Annotated in this window: 7 protein-coding genes; 3 read left to right on the top strand and 4 right to left on the bottom strand. The window is 71.6% G+C overall.

Annotation, left to right across the window (positions count from 1 at the left end):
- The first annotated feature begins 13 nt into the window (after positions 1-13).
- On the top strand, positions 14-961 hold the full coding sequence (locus ACFWU9_RS21105) for a carbohydrate kinase (RefSeq protein WP_384320539.1): 948 nt from the start codon (positions 14-16) through the stop codon (positions 959-961).
- Here ACFWU9_RS21105 and ACFWU9_RS21110 read toward each other — a convergent pair.
- The 4 genes from ACFWU9_RS21110 to uvrA all read right to left on the bottom strand — a co-directional run bounded on the left by ACFWU9_RS21110 (position 909) and on the right by uvrA (position 10,718).
- Positions 909-5,588, bottom strand: coding sequence for an amino acid adenylation domain-containing protein (locus ACFWU9_RS21110; RefSeq protein ID WP_384320541.1), 4,680 nt, complete (start codon positions 5,586-5,588; stop codon positions 909-911). The two genes, ACFWU9_RS21105 and ACFWU9_RS21110, sit on opposite strands and share 53 nt — an antisense overlap.
- 95 nt (positions 5,589-5,683) lie before the next feature.
- Positions 5,684-7,312, bottom strand: coding sequence for an amino acid adenylation domain-containing protein (locus tag ACFWU9_RS21115; RefSeq protein ID WP_384320543.1), 1,629 nt, complete (start codon positions 7,310-7,312; stop codon positions 5,684-5,686).
- Between the two features lie 31 nt (positions 7,313-7,343).
- On the bottom strand, positions 7,344-7,589 hold the full coding sequence (locus tag ACFWU9_RS21120) for an acyl carrier protein (RefSeq protein ID WP_384320545.1): 246 nt from the start codon (positions 7,587-7,589) through the stop codon (positions 7,344-7,346).
- Positions 7,590-7,694: 105 nt separating this feature from the next.
- A complete protein-coding gene (gene uvrA / locus ACFWU9_RS21125; protein WP_384320547.1) occupies positions 7,695-10,718 on the bottom strand; it encodes an excinuclease ABC subunit UvrA in 3,024 nt (1,007 codons plus the stop codon).
- A 228-nt stretch (positions 10,719-10,946) separates the two neighbouring features.
- Here uvrA and ACFWU9_RS21130 point away from each other — a divergent pair, with 228 nt between their 5' ends.
- Both ACFWU9_RS21130 and ACFWU9_RS21135 read left to right on the top strand, forming a co-directional pair.
- On the top strand, positions 10,947-11,633 hold the full coding sequence (locus tag ACFWU9_RS21130) for a maleylpyruvate isomerase family mycothiol-dependent enzyme (RefSeq protein ID WP_384320549.1): 687 nt from the start codon (positions 10,947-10,949) through the stop codon (positions 11,631-11,633).
- A 10-nt stretch (positions 11,634-11,643) separates the two neighbouring features.
- Complete coding sequence (locus ACFWU9_RS21135; protein ID WP_384320551.1) at positions 11,644-12,300, top strand: MBL fold metallo-hydrolase; 657 nt, start codon at positions 11,644-11,646, stop codon at positions 12,298-12,300.
- Positions 12,301-12,445: the final 145 nt, after the last annotated feature.

Below are 12,445 nucleotides of genomic sequence, written 5' to 3' on the forward strand. Positions count from 1 at the left end.
TACGTTCGGCGGCGTGATCGTCGTCGCAGGAGAGGCACTGATCGACCTGGTCCCGCAGCCGGGCGCCGAGGGCCGCGCGGGCGGGTCCGGTGGTGGGGCCGGCGCCCGTGGGGGGCCGCTGCCGTCGCCGCCCCCCTTGCTGCCCCGGCTCGGCGGCGGCCCGTTCAACACCGCCGTCGCCCTCGGCCGCCTCGGCTCGCCCACCGCCTTCTGCTCACGGGTCTCCACGGACGGCTTCGGCGCGGCTCTGCTGGACGGTCTGCGGTCGGCGGGCGTCGACACCTCCCTCGTACAGCGGGGTCCCGAACCGACGACGCTCGCCGTCGCCTCCCTGGGAAGCGACGGTTCGGCCGGCTACGGCTTCTACGCGCAGGGCACCGCCGACCGGCTCTTCGAGCTGCCGCCCCAACTGCCGCCGTCGGCACGGGCGCTCGCCCTGGGCACCTGCTCGCTCGTGCTCGAACCGGGCGCGAGCGCGTACGAGGCGCTGCTGCGCCGGGAGGCGGACCGCGGCCTGTTCACCCTGCTCGACCCGAACATCCGGCCGCCCCTGATCCCGGACGCCGACGCCTACCGTGCGCGCTTCGCGGGGTGGCTGCCGTACCTGTCGCTCCTGAAGCTCTCCGAGGACGACGCGCGCTGGCTGGGAGGGGTGCCGAGCGGGCCCGCGGCCGTGGTCCTCACCGGGGGCGCCGAGGGGCTGGGTGTACGGACGCGGGCCGGGCTGGAGGTGCGCGTACCGGCGGCCCCGGTGGACCCCGTGGACACGATCGGCGCCGGGGACACCGTGAACGCCGCGCTGCTGCATCAGTTGGGCGTGCGCGACGCCCTGTCGGAAGCGGCGATCGACTCGCTCGACGCGGGGCAGTGGCGGGACATCCTCGGCTTCGCCGCGCGGGCCGCCGCCGTCACCTGCTCCCGCACCGGCGCGGAACCTCCTTATGAGGCCGAGGTGGCGTAGCGGGAGTCGGGGGCGGGGTCGCACGGGGCTTCGGCTGCGGCTGTGACCTCGGCACCGACGACGGGGGCGGGGCCGGAGACGGGGCCGGGAGCGGGCCCGGGGCGGCGGCGGTGTCGGCGGGAGCGGCCCGGGGGGACGCGGGCGGCGGCAGGAAGCCGGTGCGGGTGAAGTACGCGACGTACGTACGGAAGAGCTCTTCGTCGATCTCGGGGCAGACGATCCTGGTACCCGCCAGCGCACGCCGGGTGTCCCGCGCGTCGAAGCGCGCGCTCCCCTCCGACCCTCCTCCGCGTGTCTCGGCGGCCATGGCAGCGAGGAGGGGGAAAGCAGCGTTGCCGGGATCCGACTCGGTGGCGGCCAGCCAGTCGGCGGGCGGGACGTCCGCGACGGCGTGGCCGAGCGCGCGCAGGCGCGCGACGGCGGTGTCCATGCGCAGCGGGCGCTCCCCCGCGAGATGGAACGTCCGCCCGGCCGACCGGGGTTGGCGGGACAGCTCCACCACGGCGGCGCTGACATAGTCCACCGGAACGAGGTCGAAGGCGGTGTCGACGCCCGACGGCGCCACACCCGCCTCGACGCAGCCCTTGAGGAGCAGCCACATGAAGTCGCCGGTCTGGCAGACGCCGGTGGCCGACTCGCCGGTGATCCGGGTGGGCCGGTAGACGGAGACGGGCAGCCCCCGGTCGCGCGCGGCCTCCACGAGCTGTTCGGCCGCCCATTTGCTCTGGGTGTAGCCGTGTTCGAGCGCGGCGAGCGGTCCGGTCGGGTCCTCGGGGCGGATGGGCCGGCCCGCCACGGAGCCCTCGCCGGCGACGACCGCGCTGCCCGCCGAACCACCGCCGTAGACGCCGACGGTGGAGATGTGGTGGACGGGCACGGTGCGGTGCAGGGCGGCGAGCCGCAGGATCTCCTGCGTGCCGTGCACGTTGGTGTCTCTCAACTGCTCGTAGGAGTAGACCAGGTTGACCGCCGCCCCGGCGTGGTAGACGGCGTCGACGGTCCGGGCGAGCCGGTCGAAGTCGGCCGCCGAGAGGCCCAGCCGGGGGCGGGCCAGGTCGCCCGCGACGACCGAGACGCGGTGTTCGGAGGACGGGTCGCCGAGGCCGTAGGCGTCGACGACCGAGCGCAGTCTCTTCTCCGCGTTCGGCCGGTCGCCGCCGCGCACCAGACAGTGGACGGTGGCGTCGGTCCGCCGCAGCAGCTCCCGCAGGAGGAAGGCGCCGAGAAAGCCGGTGGCTCCGGTGAGAAGGACGTGTTCCGGGTCGGGGACGACCCTGTGGACCTCGGCCTCGGCAACGATGTCGGGCGCGAGCCGGATGTCGTCGCCGAGCACGGGCATACCCCGCCCTCCTACGGAGGTGGCGCCCACGGCGTCCTTCCGTCCCTCCCGCCTCTTCTTCTCGGCGTCGTCCACCAGTGCGGCCAGGCCCGCGACGGTCGGCGAGGTGAAGATCGAACGGAGCGGCACCTGTACGTCGGTCTCCTCCCGGAGCGCCAGGACGAGCCGGGTCGCCAGCAGGGAGTCGCCGCCGAGGGCGAAGAAGTCGTCGTGCACACCGAGGGGGCCGAGGCCGAGCAGCTCCGACCACAGGCGCGCGATCCGCTCCTGGGTGGCGGTACGCGGCGCCGCAGCGGTCCCCGGGGCGTCGCTCCCGCCGTGGCAGGCCCGCTCCGCGAGCGCGGCGCGGTCGACCTTGCCGCTCGCCGTGAGCGGGAACCGGTCGACCGCCACGCAGCGCGCCGGGACCAGCGGTTCGGGCAGCCGGGCACGGAGCGCCCGCCGTATCTCCTCCGGGCCCGCCGCCGACGGATCGCCGGTGATGTAGTACGCGAGGAGCCGCTTGCCCGCTCCCGGACCGAGGTCCTGGGCCACGACGGCCGCGTCGGCCACTCCGCGCTGGGCGCGTACGGCAGCCTCCACCTCGCCGGTCTCCACCCGGTGGCCCCGGATCTTGACCTGGCCGTCGCCCCGCCCCACGTACTGGATACGGCCGTCGGGCAGCAGCCTCGCCAGGTCGCCCGTGCGGTAGAACCGGCTGCCTCCCCTCGCGTCCGTGCCGGGGATGTCACCGGTCACGAACCGTTCGGCGGTCAGCTCGGGGCGTCCCGCGTAGCCGCGCGCGACCACCGGCCCCCCGACGCAGATCTCACCGACGGCGCCCGTCGGCACGGGCCGCAGCCGCCGGTCCAGCAGCACGAGCGTCGCGCCGTCGACGGGGCGTCCGATGCTCGGCAGATCGGGCCAGGCGGCGGGGTCGGGACCGAGCCGCTCCGCGGTCACGACATGGGTCTCGGAGGGGCCGTACTGGTTCTCCAGCGTGGCGAGGGTGAGCGAGCCGAAGAACTGCCGCAGGGCGGGCGTGACATGGAGCTGCTCCCCCGCCGTGAGGACCTCCTTGAGAGATTCGCAGCGGCGGCGGGTGGCGCACGCGTACTCCGCCAGCTGCTGAAGTGCGACGAACGGCAGGAACAGCCGCTCGATCCGCTCCGAGGCGATCAGGTCGAGCAGTTGGTGCGGATCCCTGCGGACCTGTTCGTCGACGAGGACGAGCGCGCCGCCCGCCGCCCAGGTCGCGAAGATCTCCTGGAACGCGACGTCGAAGCCGAGGGGCGCGAACTGGAGTGTCCGCGCCCCCTCACTGGTGTCCGGCCCTGTCGCCGACCTGCGGCGCTGCCACTCGATCAGGTTCGCGAGCGGGCCGTGTTCCATCGCGACGCCTTTGGGCAGACCCGTCGAGCCCGAGGTGTAGATGACGTACACGAGGTCGTCGGGGGCCACCGGGACGACGGGCGCCACCCGGTCGCGCCGCGCCGGGTCGAGTTCGTCCGGCAGCTCGTCGACGAGCACCGCCTCGACACCGGCGGGCAGTTCGACGGGCCGGCAGGCGCGCTGGGTGAGGAGGACCTCGATCCCGCTGTCCCGCACCGTGAACGCGATCCGCTCCGCCGGATGGTCCGGGTCGACCGGCACACAGCTGCCACCCGCCTTCAGCACGCCGAGGACAGCCACCGGCAGATGCGCCGTCCGCTCCAGGCAGACGCCGACGGGGCCGCGTACGGCGCCCCGTGCGACGAGCGCCGCGGCGACGTGGTCGGCGGCGGCGTCCAGCTCCGCGTACGACAGGGTCCGGCCGTGCGCGACGACGGCCGGGGCGTGCGGCGTCAGCCGGGCCGAGCGCGCGAACGCCTCGTGGACGAGCGGTACTTCGGGGGGCGGGGGCGCGCCGTGCGCCCACTCGGTGAGCACCCGGCGCTCCTCGTCGGTCGGCATGACCGCGAGGTCCTGGAGCGCGGTCTCGGGGCGGGCGACGGCGTCGGCGACGAACGTACGGAACCGGGCCGCCAGCCGCTCGGCCGTCGCCCGGTCGAAGAGATCGGCGGAGTACTCCCACAGCGCGCGGTATCCGTCGCCCTCCGGTATCAGATGGAGGAACACGTCGTACTTGGCCGTACCGCCGTGCACCTGGACGCGCTCGGCCTCGACACCGGGCAGGGACAGCGCCGAGGGGGGCGCGTCGTCGACCGCGAACACCACCTGGAACAGCGGGAACCGGCTCAGCGTGCGGTCCACCCCCAGTTCGCGCACCAGCTGGCCGTACGGCACGTCCTTGTGCCGGACGGCGGATCTGACCTGGTGCTTCATCTCCTGGACCAGGTCGGTGAACGACCGGTCGTGGCGCGGGCGTCCGCGCAGCGGCAGCACGTCGGTGAGACAGGCGATGAGGTCCTCGGTCTCCGGCTCGTCGCGGCGCGACACCGGTGTGCCGATGACGAGGTCGTCCTGGCCGGTGTGGCGGCCGATCAGGGCGGTCAGCGCGGCGGCCAGGACCACGAAGCGGGTCGTGCGCAGCCGGGCGGCGAGGCGGCGTATTCGCGCTCCGGTCGCGGCGTCGACGGTGAACTCGACCTGGCCCCCGTGGTGGCTGAGGGCGGGCGGGCGCGGACGGTCGGCAGGGAAGGACGACTCGTCGGGGGCGCCGGCCAGTTCGGCGCGCCAGTGTTCGACCAGCAGGGCGCGGTCCTCGCCGCCGGTGCTCCGCTGGCGCTGGGCGTACGGCCCGGACTGGAGGGGCAGTTCGGGCAGCCGGGGCGCCCGGTGCTCCACCTCCGCGCGGTACAGCTCGCCGAACTCCTCGTCCAGGAGGCTGAAGCACCAGCCGTCGATCACGGCGTGGTGGATCGCGACGGCGAGCACGGACTCCTGGTCGGCGCCGGGGCCCGGGTCGCGGTCCTCGGCGGTCGCGGCGCCGTCCTCGGCGTCACCGTGGCCGATCAGCAGCAGCGTGGCCTTGAGCAGCGGCGGGTCGGCCAGGTCCAGCTGCCGGGTGACGGCGTCCCTGAGCGCCGTTTCCCGCTCGTCCGCCGCGATCCGCCGTACGTCGACCGGGACCCGCGCCGGGGGGACGACGATCTGCCGGGGTACGCCGTCCACCAGCACCAGGCGGCTGCGCAGCGCCTCGTGCCGGGCCACGATGCCGGTCAGCGCGGCCGAGACGGCAACGATGTCGAGGGGGCCGCGCAGCCGGTGGACCCACGACTCCAGATAGCGCGAGGTGCCCTGCTGGTACTGGTCGTTGAGCCAGATCGACTCCTGCTCGAACGACATCGGGTAGGTACGCGGTTCCATCGCTTCTCGCTTCGTGGTGCGAACGACTGGGACGGACCTCTGGGGGTGGCGGACGAGGCCGGTGCGGCGATATTCAGACACCGATCATGCGTCTCTCAGCCCGGCAGGTCCAACAGTGCGGCGATGTCGATCTTTCCGTTGGGGGTGCGGGGGAAGGAGACGATGCGCCGTACCTCGTCCGGCACCTGGGCGCGCGGCAGTACGGCGGCGAGCGCTTTCCGCACGGCGTCGGGCTCCGCCTCACCAGTGTCGACCGCCGTAGGGGCAGCGCGTTCTCCGTCTGTCCCGCCGAGCGGGTCCTCGGTGTAGAACATCGCCAGTCGTTCGTACGCACCGCTCCCACCAGCCACGGGAACCACGGCGCACTCCCGTATCCCCGGCAGACGCAGGGCCGCCACCTCGGTCTCGGCGGGCTCGACGCGATGGCCCGAGATCTTTATCTGCCGGTCGGCGCGACCGTGGAAGTGCAGCACCCCGTCGGCGTCGAGCCGGCCGAGATCGCCGGTGCGGTAGATCCTCCTGGGGCCGGTGCCGGGGTCGAACGTGGTGAAACTCTCCTTCGTGGCGCGCTCGTTGCCGAGGTAACCGTCGGCCAGGCCTTCCCCGGAGACACAGATCTCGCCAAGCGCGCCGGGCGGCACCTCGCGGTCGCCGTCGAGAACATGCACCACCGTGCCGGGGACGGCCGTGCCGAGCGGGATGCCGTACTCGGCCTCGCAGTCGGCCGGTCGGATCCGGTGGGTGGTGACGAAGACGCAGCATTCGACGGGGCCGTAACCGTTGAGCAGGGTGATTCCGGGGTGGCGGGCGAGAAAGGCGCGGATGTGCGGGGCGGAGAGGCGCTCGCCGCCGGTGAAGACCTGGCGCAGTCCGGTGAAGCAGTCGGGGTCCTCGTCCACGAAGAGGTTGAAGAGGGCGGCGGTGAGCCAGACGGTGTCCAGGCCGGTGTTCTCGACGAGTTCGGCCAGGTCGTCGGGGAGGAAGTAGTCGCCGTCGACGAGCACGACCGTGCCGCCGGTGGTCAGCATGCTCCACAGTTCGAGGGTGAGCGCGTCCCAGGAGACGGGAGCCGCTTGGGGCATCACACGGCCGGGGCCGAAGTCGGCGAAGCTGTCCGGGCCGAAGAGGCGGGTGGTCGCGCGGTGCGGGGAGAGCACGCCTTTGGGGGTGCCGGTGGTGCCCGAGGTGAAGAACACGGTGGCCGGCACGGCCCCGTGCCCGCCGTCCGTCTTCTCCGCCTTCTCCGTCGGCTCTGTGGGCCGGGGGTCCGGTGCCCGTTCGGCCACCGCGGTCAGTTCTTCGACGGGTGGCCGCCATACGGCGCGGCCGTCGGCGTCCACCTCGGGGGACGCGCCGTCGGCCGGTGCGGCCACGACGACGGGCGGCGCCAGCATGCCGAGCACGGTGCGCAGCCGGTCGGCGGGGAGCTTCGGATCGAGCGCCGCGTAGGCGGCACCGCGTTTGAGTACGGCCAGGAGGACGGCCACGAACTGGGGCGAGCGTGGCAGCAGTACGGGCACCAGCCGCCCGGGGCCGGCACCGAGGCGGCCGAGCTCCACGGCGTACGCCTCCGCGGCCAGGTCGAGCGTCCGGTAGCTGACACGCCGGCCCGCGAAGACGAGCGCTGTCGCGTCGGGCCGCAGCCTCGCCTGCCGTTCGACGGCCTCGTGGATGAGCCGCGTACCGGTGAGCCGCCCGTCATGCGGGCGGGACGTGAGGGACATGCGGGACATGAGAAGTCGGTCCCCGTCCCAGTCAGACGGCTTCGCCGCGGGCCATCACGGCTGCCTGGAAGTCGGCGACCGTCTCGCTGTCGAAGACCGTGTCGGGAGAGACCCGGATGCCCAGCTCTCTCTTGACGCGGGTACATATGCGTACCGCCTGGAGGGACGTCCCGCCGAAGTCGTAGAAGCTGTCGGAGGGTTTCAACTCATCGGCTCCGAGGACCTCTGCCATGATCCGGACCACGGAAGCGCTTTCACCGCGCTGCTGCTCGGACACCTTCGTCTCGCATCCTGCCGATTGATGGAAGGTGCCCATTCTGACCCAGATCCCGCGCATACGTTCGGCCGAGGCGCCCTCCGGTGACGCCTCGGCCTTCCGCCGTCAGGCTTTACGGGACCGCGAGGCCGTCTTCTTGGCCGCGGTCGTCTTCGCCGCGGCCTTCGTCGTGGCCTTGCCCGCGGTCCTGCTCGCCGTATTGCCGGCGCTCTTGGCGGCTGTCGTCTTCGCCGCCGCCTTACGGCCCGACGACTTCGTCCGGCCCGACTCCGCTTCGCTGATGCGCTCGGAGTCGAGGATCTCCCGCAGGAACTTGCCCGTGTGGCTGGTGGAGACCCCGGCCACCTCCTCCGGTGTGCCCTCGGCGACGACGAGCCCGCCGCCGTTGCCCCCCTCGGGCCCCATGTCGACAACCCAGTCGGCCGTCTTGATGACGTCCAGGTTGTGCTCGATGACGATGACCGTGTTGCCCTTCTCGACCAGCCCGGACAGCACGGTGATCAGCTTGCTGATGTCGTCGAAGTGCAGCCCGGTGGTGGGCTCGTCCAGCACATACACCGTGCGGCCCGTGGACCGCTTCTGGAGTTCGCTGGCCAGCTTCACGCGCTGCGCCTCGCCGCCCGAGAGAGTCGGTGCGGACTGACCGAGCCGCACATAGCCCAGGCCCACCTCGTTGAGGGTCTTGAGGTGACGCGAGATCGTCGGGACGGCCTCGAAGAACTCCAGCCCCTCCTCGATCGGCATGTCCAGCACCTCGGCGATGGACTTGCCCTTGTAGTGGACCTCCAGGGTCTCCCGGTTGTAGCGCGCTCCGTGGCAGACCTCGCACGGGACGTACACGTCGGGGAGGAAGTTCATCTCGATCTTGATCGTGCCGTCGCCCGCGCAGTTCTCGCAGCGTCCGCCCTTGACGTTGAAGGAGAAGCGCCCGGGGAGATAGCCGCGGACCTTCGCCTCCATCGTCTCGGCGAAGAGCTTGCGCACATGGTCGAAGACCCCGGTGTACGTCGCCGGGTTGGACCGGGGCGTACGGCCGATGGGCGACTGGTCGACATGCACGACCTTGTCGACCAGGTCGTCCCCGTCGACCCGGGTGTGGCGTCCCGGCACCGACTTGGCGCCGTTCAGCTCACGGGCCAGGTGCATATAGAGAATGTCGTTGACCAGCGTCGACTTGCCGGAGCCGGAGACACCCGTGACGGCGGTGAACAGACCGAGCGGGAACGAGACGTCGATGTCCCGCAGGTTGTTCTCCCGCGCGCCGTGCACCGTGAGTCTGCGTCCGGGGTCGACCGGCCTGCGGACGTCCGGCGTCGGGATGACCTTCTTGCCCGCCAGATACTGGCCGGTGATCGACTCCTCGTTGTCCAGGAGCTCCTTCAACGTGCCGGCGTGGACCACCTTGCCGCCGTGCTCGCCCGCGCCCGGACCGATGTCGACGATCCAGTCGGCGACCTTGATGGTGTCCTCGTCGTGCTCCACGACGATCAGGGTGTTGCCCATGTCGCGCAGCCGGATGAGGGTCTCGATCAGCCGGTGGTTGTCGCGCTGGTGAAGGCCGATGGACGGCTCGTCCAGCACATAGAGCACTCCGACGAGACCGGAGCCGATCTGGGTGGCGAGACGGATGCGCTGTGCCTCGCCGCCGGAGAGTGTGCCCGCCGCGCGGTTGAGCGAGAGATAGTCCAGACCGACGTCGACCAGGAACCTCAGCCGTTCGTTGACCTCCTTGAGGACCCGCTCGGCGATCTTCTTGTCCCTGGCGTTCAGCGTCATCTTGCCGAGGAAGTCGGCGCACTCGCTGATCGACATCGCGGAGATGTCGGCGATGGACCTGTCCATGACCGTGACCGCGAGAACGAGCGGCTTGAGACGCGTGCCGTGACAGGTCGGGCAGGGCACCTCGCGCATATAGCCCTCGAAGCGCTCCCTGCTGGTGTCGCTCTCCGCCTCGGAGTGCCGCCTCTTCACGAAGGAGACCGCGCCCTCGAAGGACGGGGTCGTGTACGCCCGCTCGCGGCCGTACCTGTTCCTGTACCGCACCTCGACCTGGGTCTTGTGCCCGTACAGCAGCGCCTTCTTGGCGCGCTGCGGCAGTCCGGCCCACGGGATGTCCGTACGGAAGCCGACGGACTCGGCCAGTCCGCCGATGAGCCGGCCGAAGTACTCCTTCGTGTGGCCGTGCGACCACGGGTGGATCGCGCCCTCGTCCAGCGACTTCTCCTCGTCGGGGACGATCAGCTCGGGGTCGACCTCCATACGGGTGCCGATACCCGTGCAGTCGGGGCACGCGCCGAAGGGCGAGTTGAAGGAGAAGGAGCGGGGCTCCAGCTCCTCGAAGGACAGGTCGTCGTACGGGCAGTACAGATGCTCCGAGTACATCCGCTCGCGCTCGGGGTCGTCCTCCGGGAGGTCCACGAAGTCGAGCACGACCATGCCGCCCGAGAGCCCGAGCGCGGTCTCGACGGAGTCCGTCAGCCGGCGCTTGGCGCTCTCCTTCACCGTGAGACGGTCGACGACCACCTCGATGGTGTGCTTCTCCTGCTTCTTGAGCTTCGGCGGCTCGCTCAGCTGAATGGTCCGGCCGTCGACCCGTGCGCGGCTGTACCCCTTGGTCTGGAGGTCCGCGAACAGGTCGACGAACTCGCCCTTGCGCTCCCTTATCAGCGGCGACAGCACCTGGAAGCGGCTGCCCTCGGGCAGCTCCAGGACCTTGTCCACGATGGCCTGCGGCGACTGGCGGGTGATCGGCCGGCCGCAGACGGGACAGTGCGGCTTGCCGATACGGGCGAAGAGCAGCCGGAGGTAGTCGTAGACCTCGGTGATCGTGCCGACGGTCGACCGGGGGTTGCGGGAGGTCGACTTCTGGTCGATGGAGACGGCCGGCGAAAGGCCTTCGATGAAGTCGACGTCCGGCTTGTCCATCTGGCCGAGGAACTGCCGGGCGTAGGAGGACAGCGATTCGACATAGCGGCGCTGCCCCTCGGCGAAGATCGTGTCGAACGCGAGGGAGGACTTGCCCGACCCGGAGAGCCCGGTGAAGACGATCAGCGAGTCACGCGGGAGGTCGAGCGAGACGTTCTTGAGATTGTGTTCGCGAGCGCCACGGACGATGAGACGGTCGGCCACGCCGGTCCGCACCTTTCTGGAGAGAAGCAGGGGCGGAGCCCCCGTTCCAGAGTAATGGGGGTCGCCAGAGCGATGGACTGCCAAGTGGAATGACCCGGGTCACTGGGGCACCGGGTGGCGAGGGCTCCTGGTCAGGATGCCTCTCACGAGCTTATAGCACGCGCATTCGATTTACGGCAGCTTACGGACTCCTTCACCCGAAGGTGTGGTGGGGCTAGGGTCGGCGCCATGCTGGATCATGTGCGCGACCTGGAATCCCTACATGAAGCGACCGAGCGGCTCCTCACCGCAGCCGCCGGGCTGGACAACGCCTCCCTGGGCCAGCCGTCACGGCTGCCGGGCTGGAGCCGGGGTCACGTACTGGCCCATCTCGCCAGAAACGGCGACGCACTCGTCAACGTCCTCGAAGGCCGGCCGATGTACCCGGACGACGTGACCCGCGACACGGACATCGCGCGGGACGCCCCCCGGCCCCTGGACGTCCAGGTCGCGGACGTACGCGCCACGGCCGAGCACTTCCGGCGGGTGGCGGCCGTCCCCGCCGACTGGGCACGCACCGTCGAGCTGCGCAACGGGGTCACGGACGTCGCCGCGCGGCTCCCGTTCCGCAGGCTCGTCGAGATCGAGCTCCACCACGTCGACCTGAACATCGGCCGGGAGCTCGAAGACCTCCCCGACGACTTCACCGACCGCGAGATCGACTTCCTCACCGAGCGCTTCGCCGGGCACCCGGACGTACCGCCGCTCGCCCTCACCTCGCCCGGCGGACGCACCTGGCGCACCGGCCGCGCCGACGGCGCCCCGGCGGCCGTCACGGGTCCGGCGGCCGACCTCATGGGCTGGCTCGCCGGCCGCCGCGACGGGTCGGCGCTCAAGTCGTCGGACTCCTCACTGCCCGTACTGCCGCCGCTATAGGCTGAGTGGTATGACCTACAGCGGAGCCGTGAAGCTCGACGGACCGGCCGATGTGCACGAGTTGACCGACCTGATGATCTCCAAGGTCGCCGTCGGCGCGATGAACAACAACGCCTATCTGCTGCGCTGCCGGGCCACCGGGGAGCAGTTGCTGATCGACGCGGCGAACGACGCGGGCACGCTGCTGACGCTGATCGGTGACGACGGCATCGCGTCGGTCGTCACCACCCACCGGCACGCCGACCACTGGCAGGCACTGGCCGAGGTCGTGGCCGCAACCGGCGCCGAGACGTTCGCCGGACGGTTCGACGCCGAGGGGATCCCCGTCCCGACGGAGGTGCTGGTGGACGACGGCGACACGGTCCGGGTCGGACTGATCGAGCTGACCGCGCGCCATCTCGTGGGACATACGCCGGGCTCGATCGCGCTGGTCTACGACGACCCGCACGGGCACCCGCACCTCTTCACGGGCGACTGCCTCTTCCCGGGCGGCGTGGGCAACACGCATCAGGACCCGGAGGCCTTCGCCAGTCTGATCAACGACGTCGAGACGAAGCTCTTCGACCGGCTGCCGGACGAGACCTGGGTCTATCCGGGACACGGCGACGACACCACACTCGGCGCGGAGCGCCCCCAGCTCCCGGCCTGGCGCGAACGGGGCTGGTAGGCGGGGCCGACGGGCGGGGTCGGCCGACAGGGCTGGTGATACGGACGGAACCGGGGCGGGGGGGGGGTTGCGGCCCCCCCCGGGCCGGAAAGCCCCCCGCGCCCGGGACGGGCGCGAAGTGGGGCGTGGCCACGCGGGGCAATGG

The sequence above is a fragment of the Streptomyces sp. NPDC058653 genome (assembly GCF_042716895.1).
Taxonomy (GTDB): domain Bacteria; phylum Actinomycetota; class Actinomycetes; order Streptomycetales; family Streptomycetaceae; genus Streptomyces.

Coding starts and splice junctions, on each gene's coding strand:
- ACFWU9_RS21110 (WP_384320541.1), bottom strand. CDS start 5,588: ATGGAACCGCGTACCTACCCGATGTCGTTCGAGCAGGAGTCGATCTGG.
- ACFWU9_RS21130 (WP_384320549.1), top strand. CDS start 10,947: ATGCTGGATCATGTGCGCGACCTGGAATCCCTACATGAAGCGACCGAG.
- ACFWU9_RS21115 (WP_384320543.1), bottom strand. CDS start 7,312: ATGTCCCTCACGTCCCGCCCGCATGACGGGCGGCTCACCGGTACGCGG.
- ACFWU9_RS21135 (WP_384320551.1), top strand. CDS start 11,644: ATGACCTACAGCGGAGCCGTGAAGCTCGACGGACCGGCCGATGTGCAC.